The sequence below is a fragment of the Pseudomonas sp. S2_A05 genome (assembly GCF_054668485.1).
Genome location: NZ_CP162775.1, coordinates 1023663 through 1038683, shown reverse-complemented (window position 1 = coordinate 1038683; position 15021 = coordinate 1023663). Strand labels below are relative to the sequence as shown.

Below are 15021 nucleotides of genomic sequence, written 5' to 3'. Positions count from 1 at the left end.
TCACTTCCTTAACGTGGCGTTCAACCTTTGTTCGAGCGAGGTGAGGATATTTTGCGTCGTCGAATTCACCTCATCGTCATTAAGAGTGCGCGATGGATGCTGCCAGGTCAAGCCGACTGCAAGGCTTTTTCTATCAGGATCAATACCTTTACCCTGATACACGTCAAACAGCCTGAGCTCTGTGAGCCATTCGCCTGCATTTTCACGGATTACGTCCAGTACAGCCGAGGCCGCGACGTCTTTGTGCGCGATCAGTGCAAGGTCACGACGCACTTCAGGAAAGCGCGACAACTCGTGGAATTTCGGCATTTTACCGAGCGCCACTTCCGCCAGAACCAGCTCAAAGACGAACACCGGACGATCCAGCCCCAGCGCCTTCGACAGCTCAGGGTGAATTGCACCGATATAGCCTACCTCGCGACCTTCACGCTCGATGCGCGCGGTTTGACCCGGATGCAGCGCTGGGTGTTTGCCCGGAGCAAAGGTGAACGAATCCAGGGCACCGGCAAAACCCAGTACAGCCTCCACGTCAGCCTTTACGTCGAAGAAGTCGACGGTATCCCGACCCTGCGCCCAGCCTTCCGGCAAGCGACTCCCGCACACAACCCCGGACAGCATCGGTTCTTGCTTCAAGCCTTCAAGCTGACCAACGAAGCGCAGGCCGCTCTCGAACAGACGCACGCGATCCTGCTGACGGTTGAGGTTGTGCTGCAACGCCTTGACCAGACCTGGCCACAACGACGAGCGCATGGCGGCCATATCGTTGGAGATCGGATTGGCCAGCAACAGCGGCTCGACGCCTGGATTGAACAGTTCGAACTGACGCGGATCGATGAAGCTGTAAGTGATCGCTTCCTGATAACCACGAGCAACCAGCAGACGACGCAGCTCAGGCAGATCACTACGCGCTTCGGCCTTGGCTTGCGGCGCAAGACGCGCTTGCGGGTAGCGAACCGGCAAACGGTTGTAACCGTAAAGACGCGCCAGCTCTTCGATCAGGTCGACTTCCAGGCTGATATCGAAGCGGTGGCTTGGCACTTCAACGCGCCATTGGCCTTCGCCGTCAGCAGTAATGCTCAGGCCCAAGGCACTGAGCAGACGCTCGACCTGTGCCGAATCCATCTCCATGCCGAGCATCTGAGTGATGCGCTGAGCACGCAAAGTGATCGGTGCAATCGATGGCAGATGTTGTTCGCTGACGGTCTCGATGATCGGACCAGCTTCGCCGCCAGTGATTTCCAGCAGCAGGCCAGTGGCGCGCTCCATGGCTTCACGAGCGAGTTGCCAGTCAACGCCACGCTCGTAGCGATGCGAAGCGTCGGTATGCAAGCCGTAAGAACGTGCCTTGCCGGCAACCGCAATCTGATCAAAGAACGCAGATTCGAGGAACACATCACGGGTGGTCGCGGAAACACCGCTGTGCTCGCCACCCATGACGCCGGCGATCGCCAGTGCACGAGTGTGGTCAGCGATGACCAGCGTATCGCTACGCAGGCTGACTTCCTGACCATCAAGCAGAACCAGCTTTTCGCCCTCTTCAGCCATGCGCACACGAATGCCGCCATTGATTTCGGCGAGATCGAAAGCGTGCAGCGGTTGGCCGAGCTCGAGCATGACGTAGTTGGTGATGTCGACGGCAGCGTCGATGCTGCGCACGTCGGCGCGACGCAGACGCTCAACCATCCACAGCGGGGTTGGCTTGGACAGGTCGACGTTACGGATGACCCGACCCAGGTAACGTGGGCAGGCAGCTGGGGCCAGCACCTCGACCGAGCGGACTTCGTCGTGTACCGCTGCAACCGCAGCCACCACAGGACGGGTTACCGGCACGGCGTACAGCGCGCCGACTTCACGAGCCAGACCGGCCAGGGACAGGCAGTCGCCACGGTTCGGGGTCAGGTCGACCTCGATGCTGGCGTCTTCCAGATCCAGATACACTCGGAAATCTTCGCCCACCGGCGCATCGGCCGGCAGCTCCATCAGACCGTCGTTGCCCTCACCGACCTGCAGCTCTGCCTGCGAGCACAGCATGCCGTTGGACTCGACGCCACGCAGCTTGGCCTTCTTGATCTTGAAGTCGCCCGGCAGCTCTGCGCCAATCATGGCGAACGGAATCTTCAGGCCCGGGCGCACGTTTGGCGCTCCGCACACGACCTGGAAGGTTTCCGCGCCATTGCTGACCTGGCATACGCGCAACTTGTCGGCGTCCGGATGCTGCTCGGTGCTCAGCACCTCACCCACCACCACACCACTGAATACGCCGGCGGCCGGAGTAACGCTATCGACCTCAAGACCGGCCATCGACAGACGAGCAACCAGCTCATCGCGATCTACCTGCGGGCTGACCCAGCCACGCAGCCATTGTTCACTGAATTTCATCCTGCTCTCCTAAGAATTCGTTACGACTAGCGAAATTGCGCGAGGAACCGCAAGTCGTTGTCGAAGAACAGACGCAAGTCGTTCACGCCGTAACGGAGCATGGCCAGACGCTCGACACCCATGCCGAAGGCAAATCCGGAGAACTCTTCCGGATCGATGCCGGACATGCGCAGCACGTTCGGGTGAACCATGCCGCAGCCCATCACTTCCAGCCAGCCGGTCTGCTTGCAGACGCGGCAGCCTTTGCCGCTGCACATCACGCATTCCATATCGACTTCAGCGGATGGCTCGGTGAAGGGGAAATACGAAGGACGGAAACGCACGGCCAGTTCTTTCTCGAAGAACACCCGCAGGAATTCTTCGATGGTGCCTTTGAGATCGGCAAAATTGATATCGCGATCAACCAGCAGGCCTTCGACCTGGTGGAACATCGGCGAATGGGTGATATCGGAGTCGCTGCGATAGACGCGGCCCGGGCAGACGATGCGGATCGGCGGCTGCTTGGATTCCATGGTGCGGACCTGTACCGGCGAGGTATGGGTGCGCAGCAACATGTTGGCATTGAAATAGAAGGTGTCATGCATCGACCGGGCCGGGTGATGGCCTGGGATGTTGAGCGCTTCAAAGTTGTGGTAGTCGTCTTCGACCTCAGGACCTTCGGCGATGCCGTAGCCAATGTGGGTGAAGAACTGCTCGACGCGCTCCAGAGTCCGGGTGACCGGATGCAGACCGCCAGAGGTCTGGCCACGGCCCGGCAACGTCACGTCGATGGATTCGGCAGACAGTTTGGCAGCCAGTTCGGCTTCTTCAAACAATGCCATGCGCGCATTGAGAACGCCTGTAACACGTTCCTTGGCAACGTTGATCAGCGCACCGACTTGCGGACGCTCTTCGGCCGGCAGATTCCCCAGGGTCTTCATCACCTGAGTCAATTCGCCCTTCTTGCCAAGGTATTGAACCCGGATTTGCTCCAGGGCATTGATATCTTCAGCGCTTTGCACAGCCTCTAGTGCTTGAGAGACCAGCGCGTCCAGGTTTTCCATGTACAGACTCCAGATACAAAATAGGGGAAGAGCTTGAAGGCTCTTCCCCTATTTATGACGTTTAACACCTGGCCCCACAGAGGTGAGGCCGGGTGACTGTCGGGGGTACTTAAGCCAAGGTGGCTTTAGCTTTCTCGACAATCGCAGCAAACGCCGCTTTTTCGTTCACTGCCAGATCAGCCAGAACCTTACGGTCGATCTCGATGGACGCTTTTTTCAGGCCAGCGATGAAACGGCTGTAGGACAGACCGTTAACACGAGCACCAGCGTTGATACGAGCGATCCACAGAGCGCGGAACTGACGTTTTTTCTGACGACGGTCACGGTAGGCGTATTGGCCTGCCTTGATTACCGCTTGCTTGGCAACACGGAATACGCGGGAGCGTGCGCCGTAGTAGCCTTTAGCAAGTTTCAGAATTTTTTTGTGACGCTTACGGGCAATGACGCCACGCTTTACACGAGCCATGAGTTACTTCCTCTATTCTTGACTAAATTAACGAAGGCGCAGCATGCGCTCGACTTTTGCCACGTCAGACGGATGCAGCAAGCTGCTACCGCGCAGTTGACGCTTACGCTTGGTCGACATTTTAGTCAGGATGTGGCTCTTGAAAGCGTGCTTGTGCTTGATGCCGTTAGCAGTTTTCAGAAACCGCTTGGCAGCACCACTTTTGGTTTTCATTTTTGGCATGTTCGGATACTCCGCATTCAGTTGATAAACATAATCAGAAGGCCTGCCGTGCCCTGTTGATTACTTCTTCTTTTTCGGGGCGATGACCATGATCAGCTGGCGTCCTTCCATCTTAGGATGCTGTTCGACCGAACCGTACTCGAGCAGGTCTTGTTCAACCCGCTTGAGGAGTTCCATCCCCAGCTCCTGGTGGGCCATCTCACGGCCGCGGAATCGCAAGGATACCTTGGCCCTGTCCCCGTCACTCAGGAAACGTACCAGGTTGCGCAGTTTTACCTGGTAATCCCCTTCCTCCGTCCCTGGACGAAACTTGATTTCTTTAACCTGAATCTGCTTCTGGTTTTTCTTCGCCGCGGCAATCTGCTTCTTCTTCTCGAAGATCGATTTGCCGTAGTCCATCACCCGGCAAACAGGCGGGACTGCATCTGCGGAAATTTCCACCAGATCAAGCTTTGCTTCTTCAGCGATACGAAGCGCTTCATCAATCGAGACGATGCCAATCTGCTCGCCATCAGCGCCAATTAACCGAACCTCGCGTGCCGAGATATTCTCGTTGATCGGGGCTTTCGGTGCAGCTCGTTTATCTTGTCTCATTTCACGCTTAATAATAATTACTCCGAATCTGGGCGACCACGCCGGGAAACCGCTTGCGCGAGAAACTCAGCGAACTGGGCGACGGGCATCGAGCCCAGGTCAGCACCTTCACGAGTACGCACAGCGACAGTCTGCATCTCGACTTCCTTATCTCCGATAACCAAAAGATAGGGAACCTTGAGCAAAGTATGCTCGCGGATTTTAAAGCCGATCTTTTCATTTCTCAAGTCGGACTTGGCACGAAATCCGCTTTCGTTGAGAGTTTTTTCAACCTCTGCAACAAAATCTGCCTGTTTATCAGTGATATTCATGATCACCGCCTGGGTCGGCGCGAGCCACGCAGGGAAAGCACCTTCGTAGTGCTCGATCAGAATCCCGACGAAACGCTCGAACGAACCGAGGATCGCGCGGTGCAACATCACCGGGTGTTTGCGGCTGTTGTCTTCAGAGACGTATTCAGCGCCCAAACGGACAGGCAGGTTAAAATCGAGCTGCAAGGTACCACACTGCCAGACTCGACCGAGACAATCTTTCAGCGAGAACTCGATCTTCGGCCCGTAGAAAGCACCCTCGCCCGGCTGCAGATCGTACGGCAGGCCAGCAGAATCAAGGGCTGCAGCCAATGCAGCTTCAGCGCGATCCCACAGCTCATCGGAGCCGACGCGTTTTTCCGGACGAGTGGACAGTTTCATCTCGACTTCGGTAAAGCCGAAATCGCGATAGACATCCATGGTCAGCTTGATGAACGCAGCGGACTCGGCCTGCATCTGCTCTTCGGTGCAGAAGATATGCGCGTCGTCCTGAGTAAACGCTCGCACGCGCATGATGCCATGCAACGCACCCGACGGCTCGTTACGGTGGCAAGCACCGAACTCGGCCAGACGCATCGGCAACTCGCGGTAGCTTTTCAGGCCCTGATTGAACACCTGCACGTGGCATGGGCAGTTCATCGGCTTGATGGCGTAGTCGCGGTTTTCCGACTGAGTGGTGAACATGTTGTCGGCGTAGTTGGCCCAGTGCCCGGATTTTTCCCACAGGCTGCGGTCGACGACTTGAGGAGTCTTGATCTCAAGGTAGCCGTTGTCGCGCTGGATCTTGCGCATGTACTGCTCGAGCACCTGGTATAGAGTCCAGCCATTCGGGTGCCAGAACACCATGCCCGGCGACTCTTCCTGAGTGTGGAACAGGCCCAGACGCTTGCCGATCTTGCGGTGATCGCGCTTCTCGGCTTCTTCGATGCGCTGAATGTAAGCCGCCAGCTGTTTCTTGTCCGCCCAAGCGGTGCCGTAGACGCGCTGCAATTGCTCGTTCTTGGCGTCGCCACGCCAGTAGGCGCCCGACAGCTTGGTCAGCTTGAAGGATTTCAGGAAACGCGTGTTCGGCACGTGCGGACCGCGGCACATGTCGACGTATTCTTCGTGATAGTACAGACCCATGGCCTGCTCGTTCGGCATGTCTTCGACCAGACGCAGCTTGTAATCTTCGCCGCGGGCCTTGAACACTTCGATCACTTCCGCGCGCGGAGTGACTTTCTTGATGACGTCATAATCCTTCTCGATCAGCTGCTGCATGCGCTGCTCGATGGCCGCCATGTCTTCCGGCGTGAAAGGACGCTCGTAGGCGATGTCGTAATAGAAGCCTTCGTCGATGACCGGGCCGATGACCATCTTCGCGGTCGGGTACAGCTGCTTGACCGCGTGGCCAACCAGGTGCGCGCAAGAGTGGCGAATGATCTCCAGCCCCTCTTCATCCTTTGGCGTAATGATTTGCAGGGTCGCGTCGCTGCTGATGATGTCGCTGGCGTCGACCAGTTGGCCATTGACCTTGCCCGCGAGCGTGGCTTTGGCCAGACCTGCACCAATGGATGCGGCGACCTCGGCTACGGAAACCGGGTGATCGAATGAACGTTGACTGCCGTCGGGAAGAGTAATAGTTGGCATGGCGCCTCCTCTCCCTAGTGGTGACCCCTACCAAAGGTCACGTGGGTTGGGATGAGCCAGTACAAGATCCGATCCAGGCCATTCAATGACGAACGCCTGCCTTACAGCGGCAGGAGCCTTGCGGCCAACCGGAAAACCGAACCAGAGTGACTGGGATTCAAATCGGAAAAATTCGCACGCCGACCGCTTCGGGACTGAAGGTCATCCGAAGCCTGAGAACGCTTGAGCCCGGCATGCTAGCACAGATGAGCGGTCGCTTACGTCCTGATTTGGCAGAAGGTCAAATGTCCGTTTTTATGCCAAAGTGCTGAACTTGATCGGCCTTTGCGCCCTCAGATAACAAGACATTGACCCACAAGGAGCATCCTCGCATGCGTCTGAAAAGCTTATTCGCCCTCGTCGCACCCGTCGTTCTGCTGCTGCCACTGAGCGCCCATGCCGACTGGCCGAAAGGCGAGCGCGAGAAGTACATGGCCCAGTGCACTGAGGCTGCAACCCAGCAAATCGGTGCTGCCGCGGCGAAATCCCACTGCGCTTGCGGAGCTGACGCCATCAAGTCCTATCCGGCCAGCGACATTCAGGCGCTGATGGACAACAAGGCGACGCCTGAATTGCAAAAGAAAGCCCTTGGCCAGATCACCAAATGCAAGGCAAATACCGCCCCGAAAAAATAAGAAAACCGGTCATTAACATCGGCTGAAAGGCGGAAAAAAGTGCTGGAAATGAGGCTTTTCAGACGATTTATGCAGGTTTTACAGGTTTTTTTATCGTCTTTACGTTTCGCTGAAAGCCTTTCAAACCGGGGCTTTCAGCGCAACCAGGTGGTAAAGAAAACACGACTGATTGGCAAACAGCACGTCCGGGGGGCTACCAAAGCGAACATTTCGACTATGATACCCGGGTGTGCCCAGTTGGCCTGAGCAGCACAGCACTACTGAAAATATATGTTTCTTGGAGATACACCATGTCTAATCGCCAAACCGGCACCGTTAAATGGTTCAACGATGAAAAAGGCTTCGGCTTCATCACTCCTCAAGGTGGCGGTGACGACCTGTTCGTACACTTCAAAGCTATCGAATCCGACGGTTTCAAAAGCCTGAAAGAAGGCCAGACCGTCTCTTTCGTGGCTGAGAAAGGCCAAAAGGGTATGCAAGCTGCACAGGTTCGCCCAGAGTAATTTCTCGGCGCACTAAAAAAACCCCGTCCTGGTGACGGGGTTTTTTATGCCTGACACAAAAGGACTCAGCCGCAGTTGACGCGAGTAACTACCAGGTTGTTATCGGTGTTCAGGTTCAGGCGATCGGAGCGGTATTCCAGGGTGATCATGTCGTTCGGCTTGAGGAAACGCGCATTTTGCGCCCCAGCCTTGGCACGCGCCTGATCCAGCAACTCAGGGGATGCCTTCTTGCCGATGGCAAATTGCGCTGCCGATGCTTCGCAGCGGCTATTTCCTGATTCAGCCGCCACGGGCTCCTTTGCCGACTCGCTGGAGGTTGTGCTGCAACCAGCCAACAGAGCAGCGGCCATAAGTGCACCCAGTGTCGCGAACTTCAAAGGCATGAAGCCTCCTTGTTTTCAAATGTTTAAGCAGAGATCGTGCGACCGCCAATGCGGCGTTTGGTTTCAAGGCTCAAGCCATGCCCTGCCCCACGAGCGGAAAAATGCCGAGTGTGCCTGAGCCGCCCTGTCCGGCTCATCAAACATTCGTGACTGAATATTAACGACCTCAATAAACGTCGATGTAGTCGTAGGGCGGATTCGGCCAGTTGTCTTTGAGTGCGTTGAAAATCTGCATCACCCAGACTTCATCGCTGGCTGCGACGTTACCCACATAGCCCGACCCCTTCGCCCAGGTTTCCAGGCGAAACAGCAGACCCTCGATATCCTGCCCACCGGTCACCGTAGACAGATAGGCAATGCCATCTTTGGTCACGCGCAATTGGTTGTGCACGTCGTCACTGCCCGAGGCAAGCAATTGGCGCACTGCTTCGAGTGTGAGGCCGTCAGGGGTATTCAGATCAATCTGCACAGCGGGGTCCTTTGCAAGCCGGAAAAGACCAAGTGTCGCATAGCGCTCCGCTCATGCCTAAGTCGCAGTGCCAAATGCCGCACAAAATGGTTAACTCGAAAACAGACATCCTGACCTTTCGAGCCTCCCATGACCAGTGTAAGCATCGACGCCGCCATCAACGCCAAATGGGCCGAAGGACACAGCTCTTACAGCCCCGGCACGACGGAAGAATTGGCGCTGATCGGCATTGATTTACTGGTCAAGGAGTTGGGGATAGAAGCGGCGCAGCATTTTATCAATCAGGTATTCGAACGCTATCCGATCAGCCAGGCTGAACAGCCGCAGTGAAAACCCGCAGGCAAACCGCCTGCGGGTTGACGAATTATTTCAGGCGTTTCAGGCGCTCGGTCAGCAGATCAAAGAATCCCTGGGCGTCGCCATTTTCGACCCAGAATGCATTCTTCGGTGCTTTCAGGCCGTCATACCAGTCAACAATGGTCTGGCCGAATGTCGGTCCTTCACGGCTATCCACCACGACGTTGACCGCCCGACCGGTAAACAACTCAGGCTTGAGCAGATACGCCACAACCGTCGCGTCATGCACCGGGCCACCGGGAATGCCGTAGTGCTCCATATCGCCCTTGATGTATTCGTTGAGAATGTCGCCGACGATCTTGCTCGCATTGTTGTTCAGCGCGGCGATCTGCTTCAGGCGTGCATCGCTGGTCAGGACCTTGTGGGTCACGTCCAGCGGCAGATAGGTGAGCTTCACCCCGCTCTTGAGCACCACCTCGGCAGCCTGCGGATCGGCGAACAAGTTGAATTCAGCCACAGGGGTGATGTTGCCACCGTTGAAATGCGCCCCGCCCATGATCACCACTTCCTTGATGCCCTGAACGATTTCCGGCTCCTGGATCAATGCCAGAGCCAGGTTGGTCTGCGGACCGAGCATGGCAATGGTGATGCTGTGCGGTTTGGCCGATTTAAGAGTGTCGATCAGGTAATTGACCGCATTGCCTTTCGCCAGGCCTTTCTTCGGTTCGTGAACCGTGACGCCTGACAAACCTTCCTTGCCATGAATGTTCTCGGCGTAGATCGGCGTGCGCATCAGCGGCTTCGGTGCGCCAGCGTAAACCGGCACGTCTTCGCGCCCTGCCCATTCGCGAGCGAGTCGCGCGTTACGCGAAGTCTTGTCCAGGCGCACGTTGCCGGCGACAGTCGTTAACGCGCGGATATTCAATTCATCCGGCGACGCCAGCGCGAAGAGCAAAGCGACAACGTCGTCAGCGCCTGGATCGGTGTCGATGATCAAATCGATTTTTTCAGCGGCCTGAACGCCGGTCGCAGTTATCACAGACAAAAGCAGCAGGCTCCGGACCAGTTGATGAAGTTTTGCAGCATAGCGTTGCATAGCGCATTCCTTGTGCAGGTGATATCGGAAATCAGAATGTAACCCCGGCGACCAGAACGATGTTGCAGTACGGCTGACATTCTCCTGTACGAATGATCGCCCTGGCTTGTCGGCTAAGCACCTTGAACTGCTCGTGGGTGAGCAGATCCCTACGGCCCAGCGCGCCCTCTTCGTTCAACGCGTCCAGATCGGCCAGCGCCGTGGGTTGTTTGTCGAAGATCTCTTTGGCCAGCACATGGCTCTCTACCTGCATCTCGCTGAGTACAACTTTCAGCGTGCTGACGAAATCAGGGATGCCATGGGTCAGTGCCAGATCAATCAACTCGACACCCGGTGGCACGGGCAAACCGGCATCGCCAATCACGACCATGTCACCGTGGCCAAGAGAAGCGATCAGTCGCGACAGCGCGACGTTAAGCAGAGGAGTCTTTTTCATGCGGGTTTGAACGCCTGTACTTCGGACATGGTTGGAATCGACGGTTGCGCACCGGCGCGGGTAACCGACAGTGCAGCGGCGATCTGCCCGTAGCGAATCGCCTCGGCCTCAGTCTTGCCATCGGCCAGCGCTGCGGCAAAACCGCCGACGAAAGTGTCGCCCGCCGCCGTGGTATCGACCGCCTTCACGGTCGGCGCGGGGAAATGTTCGAAGCCGTTGCCGTTGGCGAACAATGAGCCTTGCGCGCCTAACGTGACGATGACTTTGCCCGCGCCCATGGCAATCAACTGAGTGGCAGCCGTTTCTGCCGACTGCAGCGAGTCGACAGCGAGCCCGCTCAATGCGGCGGCTTCGCTTTCGTTGGGAATCAGATAGTCGATGGCGGCAAACCAGTCAGCCGGCAAAGGACGGCTGGCCGGCGCCGGGTTGAGGATGACGGTTTTGCCCAGCTCACGCGCACGCTTGAGCGCATGCCCGACCGTCGCATCGGGAATCTCGAGCTGACAGATCACTACATCGGCGACCTGTAAAACCGCATCAAAGCGGTCGACCACTGCCGGCGTCATTGCGCCATTGGCACCGGCGACAATCACGATGGCGTTCTGGCTGTTGTCATCCACCACAATCAGCGCTACGCCACTGGAATCCTCTACGACACTGACAGCCTCGCAGTCGATGTGCTCGGCGAGCAAGGCATCACGCAATCGCACACCGTAGTCGTCATTTCCGACGCAACCGATCATTGCCACCTTAGCGCCCAAGCGCGCAGCAGCAACCGCCTGATTGGCGCCCTTGCCGCCAGACACCGTGGCAAAGGAATGACCGATCAGCGTTTCACCGCCGCGTGGCAGCCGTGGCGCCCGGGTGACCAGGTCCATGTTCAGGCTGCCTATTACCACTACATTTGCTGGCATACATCACTACTCATCAATTCGGTTTCAGCGATATTCGGTGAACACGCCGGACAGCGGCGCGGTCGATTCGCGCAGGACAATGCTCGGGGTCACGATGCGTTGATCGGTGCCCGAATCCGGCGCAGCAATTCTGCGCAACAGCACTTCGGCGGCCATCTCGCCCAGTTGCAGGATCGACTGGCCGACCGTGGTCAGCGCCGGATAGACATAACGGCTCATCTGAATGTCATCGAAGCCGATCACCGACAGCTCGGCCGGTACCCGGACATTACGTTCAGCCGCCGCACGCAGCACACCGATGCCAATCATGTCGTTGCCGGCAAAAATCGCGCTCGGGGGATTGCTTTCGAGCAGCCGGGCAGCGGCGTTGTAACCGCCGGTGCTGGTGAAGTCGCTTTCGAGCATACGCTCCTCGCGCACCTCGATTCCCGCCTCTTGCAGCGCTCGGCAATAACCGGCCTGACGCATTTGCGCCACGCTGGTACTGGCCGGACCGCCGATGGTGGCGATGTCGCGATGCCCCAACTCGAGCAGGTGACGGGTTGCCAGATAAGCGCCGTATTCGTGGTCGATGCGCACCAGATCGGCATTTACACCCTCCAGGCCTCGGTCGACGATGACCATCGGCGTCTTCACGCCCGCCAGCCCTTGCGCCAGACCACTGTCACCGCCGGCGGAGGCGACGATCAAACCGTCGATGCGTTTTTCCAGCAACACGCGCAGATAACTGCGCTGCTTGTCCGGATTGTCGTCGGAGTTACAGAGGATCACGCAGTAACCGTTGCGCTCGCAGTAATCCTCGATTCCGCGCGCCAATTCAGCGAAGTACGGGTTGAGGCTGTTAGGCACCAGCAGGCCGATGGTCGCCGTGGTTTTGGCTTTCAGCGAGCGCGCCACGGCACTGGGAACGTAGTCGAGGCTCTTGATCGCCGCCTCGACTTTGCGCCGCACTTCTTGACTCACCGGGCGGGTGTTGTTCACCACGTGCGACACGGTCGTGTAGGAAATACCCGCAAGCGCCGCTACATCCTTGATCGTTGCCATGGTTCAGCCCCGGCGACTGGCGCGTTGACTGCGATAGGTGTCGAGCACCACGGCGATAACAATTACCGCACCGGTGATGATGCGCTTGGTCGGCTCCGTCGCACCAATCTGCGCGAGACCGGCCGCGAGCACGGAAATGATCAGCACGCCAAAGAAAGTACTGATTACCGAACCGCGTCCACCCATCAGGCTGGTACCGCCGATAACCACCGCCGCGATCACTTGCAGTTCCAGACCCGAACCTGCGTTCGGGTCAGCCGCTTCCAGGCGCGAAATCTGAAACAGAGCGGCAATGCCCGCCAGCAGCCCCATAAGGCTGAACACCAGAATCTTGTAGGGCTTGGGATTGATCCCGGCCAGCCGCACGGCTTCTTCGTTGGTGCCGATGCCGATCAGGTAGCGGCCGAAAACCGTGCGGGTCAAAACTGCCTGCGCGATGAAGATCACCAGCAAAGCGATGATGAACGACGGGGAAATGCCCAACGCGATCGGATTCGACAGCCAGGCGAACGCATCGCCGATGTACGCAGTCCGCGACCCGGTCATCTGATACGCCACACCGCGGGCCATTTCCAGCACGCCGAGAGAGACGATGAACGACGGAATCCGCCAGGCCACGGTGATCGAGCCAGTGATGGTCCCGGCTAGCGCCGCCACCGCCATGCCGAGCAGCGCCGCTGGCAAAACGCTCCAGCCCCAGCCGAGAATCGCAACGCTGACCGTCGATGCGGCCAACGCCAGCACCGAGCCGACGGACAAATCGATGCCGCCGATGATCAGCACAAAGGTCATGCCCACCGCCAGCACCATCAAGTCGGGAATCTGGTTGGCCAGGGTGCTGAAAGTGTTGTACGAGAGGAAATGGCTGCTCAGAACCGAGAACAGCGCAATCATCGCCAGCAAGGCACCGGCCAGGCCCAGATATGTGCCCAGGCCGAAGAAATTGCCACTACGTTTACTGGCAGAAGATGCAGTTTTCATGGGAGATCCCTAGGCGCTGCCTCATTGAGCAACGCATCACGTTTTTGGTAGCCGGCGAATGCGGCGGCAAGCAAATCATCCTGGGTCCAGCTGTCGCGCTCGAAGGTGTCGATCAGACGCCCCGCCGAAAGCACGCCGATCCGGTCGCAGATCAGCATCAACTCGCGCAAGTCACTGGACACCACCACCAACGCCTTGCCCTGACGGGTCAACTCACCGAGCAAACCGTAAATATCGAACTTGGCGCCGACATCAATCCCGCGAGTCGGCTCGTCGAACAGCAGCACCGAACAGTCGCGCTCCAGCCAGCGACCGATCACGACCTTCTGCTGATTGCCGCCGGACAGTTCCGAAACCAACTGCGTCGGGCTCGAGCTGCGGATGCGCATGGCTTCGATCTGACGCTCCGCCAGGGAGATTTCGTCGCCGTTGTTGACGAAACCGCCACTGGAGATTTCCGGCATGTTACCCAGGGCGATGTTGGCGCTGATCGACTGACTGAGCAGCAGCCCTTCGCCCTTGCGATCCTCGGTGATCAACGCGATGCCATTGCGTACGGCATCGACTGGCGAGCGAACACTCACGACCTTGGCCGGGGAGCCGAGCGCGATGGTGCCGCTGTCGGCAGCATCGGCACCGAATATCAGCCGCAGCAATTCCGTGCGCCCTGCCCCGATCAATCCGGAAATGCCGAAGATCTCCCCGGCACGCACCTCAAAAGAGACGTCGCGGACTTTGTCAGAGCGGGTCAGGCCTTTGACCGTCAACGCCGGAGCGCCGATCTTGCGCGGCCCCATGTCGATGTGTTCACCCAGTTCGCGACCGACCATCAAGGTGACCAGTTGCTCGCTGTTGTAGTTGGCCATCGGCTCGACGCAGACCAGGTTGCCGTCACGCAGCACGGCAATACGCTGCGCCACCCGCGCCAGTTCTTCGAGACGGTGAGAGATATAGATGATGGAAACGCCGCGGGCCTGCAATCGGCTGATCTGCTCGAAGAGCATTTCGACTTCGCGCGCCGTGAGCATCGCGGTCGGCTCGTCAAGGATCAGCACATGGCAGTCGCCGATCAGGTTGCGCGCGATTTCAACCATCTGCTGATGGCCGATACCGAGTTCGCCGACCAGCGTGTCCGGATCGATCGCATCGAGGCCGACTTGCGCCATGGCTTCGATCGCGGCCTTGCGCAACTGCTTGCGGCTGATCCAGCCCGCGCTGCTCGGCAGATTATCCAGAAAGAGGTTTTCCGCCACCGACAGCGTCGGCAACAGATTGAGTTCTTGCATGACCATGCGCACGCCAAGCTCTTCGGCCTGGGTACGGCTGCCCGGACGATAATCCTTGCCGTGGAATTGCATCTGGCCGGTAGTGGGTGTGACCAGACCGCCAATGATCTTCGACAGGGTACTTTTGCCGGCACCATTTTCGCCGGTCAGCGCCAGTACTTCACCGCGCATCAGCGTCAGATCGATGCCGGTGAGCACCGGTTGCGCATAGGTCTTGCCGATACCGCTGACCGAGAGGACAGCGTTCGGGGCGGAAACTGACATAGAAATCTCCATGCGCTCGCCCGGACGGAC

The 15021-nt window shown here is 58.0% G+C and carries 17 protein-coding genes; 3 read left to right on the top strand and 14 right to left on the bottom strand.

Annotation, left to right across the window (positions count from 1 at the left end; all coding sequences use genetic code 11):
- The 6 genes from pheT to thrS form a co-directional block, all read right to left on the bottom strand.
- Positions 1 to 2379: a phenylalanine--tRNA ligase subunit beta gene (gene pheT / locus AB4O12_RS04725; protein WP_125926676.1), complete on the bottom strand. Its 2379-nt coding sequence runs from the start codon at positions 2377 to 2379 to the stop codon at positions 1 to 3.
- Positions 2380 to 2405: 26 nt separating this feature from the next.
- Positions 2406 to 3422, bottom strand: a complete 1017-nt coding sequence (gene pheS, locus AB4O12_RS04720; RefSeq protein ID WP_105708849.1) for a phenylalanine--tRNA ligase subunit alpha — start codon at positions 3420 to 3422, stop codon at positions 2406 to 2408.
- A gap of 109 nt (positions 3423 to 3531) precedes the next feature.
- Positions 3532 to 3888, bottom strand: coding sequence for a 50S ribosomal protein L20 (rplT, locus tag AB4O12_RS04715; protein WP_002553161.1), 357 nt, complete (start codon positions 3886 to 3888; stop codon positions 3532 to 3534).
- Between the two features lie 27 nt (positions 3889 to 3915).
- Positions 3916 to 4110: a 50S ribosomal protein L35 gene (rpmI, locus tag AB4O12_RS04710; protein WP_002553160.1), complete on the bottom strand. Its 195-nt coding sequence runs from the start codon at positions 4108 to 4110 to the stop codon at positions 3916 to 3918.
- Between the two features lie 60 nt (positions 4111 to 4170).
- Positions 4171 to 4722 carry a translation initiation factor IF-3 gene (gene infC / locus AB4O12_RS04705; RefSeq protein WP_169432615.1) on the bottom strand — a complete coding sequence of 184 codons (552 nt, stop codon included), beginning with the start codon at positions 4720 to 4722 and terminating at the stop codon, positions 4171 to 4173.
- Positions 4722 to 6644, bottom strand: coding sequence for a threonine--tRNA ligase (gene thrS, locus AB4O12_RS04700; RefSeq protein ID WP_024012407.1), 1923 nt, complete (start codon positions 6642 to 6644; stop codon positions 4722 to 4724). Before thrS ends, infC begins: the two co-directional genes overlap by 1 nt.
- A gap of 371 nt (positions 6645 to 7015) precedes the next feature.
- Here thrS and AB4O12_RS04695 point away from each other — a divergent pair, with 371 nt between their 5' ends.
- Positions 7016 to 7318 (top strand): hypothetical protein, encoded by a 303-nt coding sequence (locus AB4O12_RS04695; RefSeq protein ID WP_056784441.1) that lies wholly within the window; start codon positions 7016 to 7018, stop codon positions 7316 to 7318.
- Between the two features lie 290 nt (positions 7319 to 7608).
- The gene (locus AB4O12_RS04690; RefSeq protein ID WP_003179963.1) at positions 7609 to 7821 is read left to right on the top strand and encodes a cold-shock protein; all 213 of its coding nucleotides are present in this window, start codon (positions 7609 to 7611) and stop codon (positions 7819 to 7821) included.
- A 65-nt stretch (positions 7822 to 7886) separates the two neighbouring features.
- On the opposite strand, the gene AB4O12_RS04685 is transcribed toward AB4O12_RS04690, so the two are convergent.
- Complete coding sequence (locus tag AB4O12_RS04685; RefSeq protein ID WP_016774047.1) at positions 7887 to 8204, bottom strand: I78 family peptidase inhibitor; 318 nt, start codon at positions 8202 to 8204, stop codon at positions 7887 to 7889.
- Positions 8205 to 8370: 166 nt separating this feature from the next.
- Positions 8371 to 8673, bottom strand: coding sequence for a hypothetical protein (locus AB4O12_RS04680; protein ID WP_056784439.1), 303 nt, complete (start codon positions 8671 to 8673; stop codon positions 8371 to 8373).
- Positions 8674 to 8802: 129 nt separating this feature from the next.
- Between AB4O12_RS04680 and AB4O12_RS04675 the strand changes: the two genes are divergently transcribed.
- Positions 8803 to 9003, top strand: coding sequence for a hypothetical protein (locus AB4O12_RS04675; RefSeq protein WP_056784436.1), 201 nt, complete (start codon positions 8803 to 8805; stop codon positions 9001 to 9003).
- 34 nt (positions 9004 to 9037) lie between these two features.
- On the opposite strand, the gene AB4O12_RS04670 is transcribed toward AB4O12_RS04675, so the two are convergent.
- Genes AB4O12_RS04670 through AB4O12_RS04645 form a run of 6 tightly spaced genes read right to left on the bottom strand, consistent with a single transcriptional unit; the run spans position 9038 to position 14991 of the window.
- On the bottom strand, positions 9038 to 10066 hold the full coding sequence (locus AB4O12_RS04670; protein WP_041478554.1) for a nucleoside hydrolase: 1029 nt from the start codon (positions 10064 to 10066) through the stop codon (positions 9038 to 9040).
- A gap of 31 nt (positions 10067 to 10097) precedes the next feature.
- Positions 10098 to 10502 (bottom strand): D-ribose pyranase, encoded by a 405-nt coding sequence (gene rbsD, locus AB4O12_RS04665; protein ID WP_041478553.1) that lies wholly within the window; start codon positions 10500 to 10502, stop codon positions 10098 to 10100.
- Positions 10499 to 11416: a ribokinase gene (gene rbsK / locus AB4O12_RS04660; protein WP_236169314.1), complete on the bottom strand. Its 918-nt coding sequence runs from the start codon at positions 11414 to 11416 to the stop codon at positions 10499 to 10501. The genes rbsD and rbsK overlap by 4 nt, the downstream gene beginning before the upstream one ends.
- 24 nt (positions 11417 to 11440) lie before the next feature.
- A complete protein-coding gene (locus AB4O12_RS04655; RefSeq protein ID WP_071171731.1) occupies positions 11441 to 12460 on the bottom strand; it encodes a LacI family DNA-binding transcriptional regulator in 1020 nt (339 codons plus the stop codon).
- A 3-nt stretch (positions 12461 to 12463) separates the two neighbouring features.
- Positions 12464 to 13441, bottom strand: coding sequence for an ABC transporter permease (locus AB4O12_RS04650; RefSeq protein WP_056784425.1), 978 nt, complete (start codon positions 13439 to 13441; stop codon positions 12464 to 12466).
- Positions 13438 to 14991 (bottom strand): sugar ABC transporter ATP-binding protein, encoded by a 1554-nt coding sequence (locus AB4O12_RS04645; protein ID WP_305382606.1) that lies wholly within the window; start codon positions 14989 to 14991, stop codon positions 13438 to 13440. The genes AB4O12_RS04650 and AB4O12_RS04645 overlap by 4 nt, the downstream gene beginning before the upstream one ends.
- Positions 14992 to 15021 lie beyond the last annotated feature (30 nt).

Coding starts and splice junctions, on each gene's coding strand:
- AB4O12_RS04655 (WP_071171731.1), bottom strand. CDS start 12,460: ATGGCAACGATCAAGGATGTAGCGGCGCTTGCGGGTATTTCCTACACG.
- AB4O12_RS04650 (WP_056784425.1), bottom strand. CDS start 13,441: ATGAAAACTGCATCTTCTGCCAGTAAACGTAGTGGCAATTTCTTCGGC.
- AB4O12_RS04675 (WP_056784436.1), top strand. CDS start 8,803: ATGACCAGTGTAAGCATCGACGCCGCCATCAACGCCAAATGGGCCGAA.
- pheS (WP_105708849.1), bottom strand. CDS start 3,422: ATGGAAAACCTGGACGCGCTGGTCTCTCAAGCACTAGAGGCTGTGCAA.
- rplT (WP_002553161.1), bottom strand. CDS start 3,888: ATGGCTCGTGTAAAGCGTGGCGTCATTGCCCGTAAGCGTCACAAAAAA.
- AB4O12_RS04645 (WP_305382606.1), bottom strand. CDS start 14,991: ATGTCAGTTTCCGCCCCGAACGCTGTCCTCTCGGTCAGCGGTATCGGC.
- rpmI (WP_002553160.1), bottom strand. CDS start 4,110: ATGCCAAAAATGAAAACCAAAAGTGGTGCTGCCAAGCGGTTTCTGAAA.
- AB4O12_RS04695 (WP_056784441.1), top strand. CDS start 7,016: ATGCGTCTGAAAAGCTTATTCGCCCTCGTCGCACCCGTCGTTCTGCTG.
- AB4O12_RS04685 (WP_016774047.1), bottom strand. CDS start 8,204: ATGCCTTTGAAGTTCGCGACACTGGGTGCACTTATGGCCGCTGCTCTG.
- AB4O12_RS04670 (WP_041478554.1), bottom strand. CDS start 10,066: ATGCAACGCTATGCTGCAAAACTTCATCAACTGGTCCGGAGCCTGCTG.
- rbsK (WP_236169314.1), bottom strand. CDS start 11,416: ATGCCAGCAAATGTAGTGGTAATAGGCAGCCTGAACATGGACCTGGTC.
- thrS (WP_024012407.1), bottom strand. CDS start 6,644: ATGCCAACTATTACTCTTCCCGACGGCAGTCAACGTTCATTCGATCAC.
- AB4O12_RS04690 (WP_003179963.1), top strand. CDS start 7,609: ATGTCTAATCGCCAAACCGGCACCGTTAAATGGTTCAACGATGAAAAA.
- pheT (WP_125926676.1), bottom strand. CDS start 2,379: ATGAAATTCAGTGAACAATGGCTGCGTGGCTGGGTCAGCCCGCAGGTA.
- rbsD (WP_041478553.1), bottom strand. CDS start 10,502: ATGAAAAAGACTCCTCTGCTTAACGTCGCGCTGTCGCGACTGATCGCT.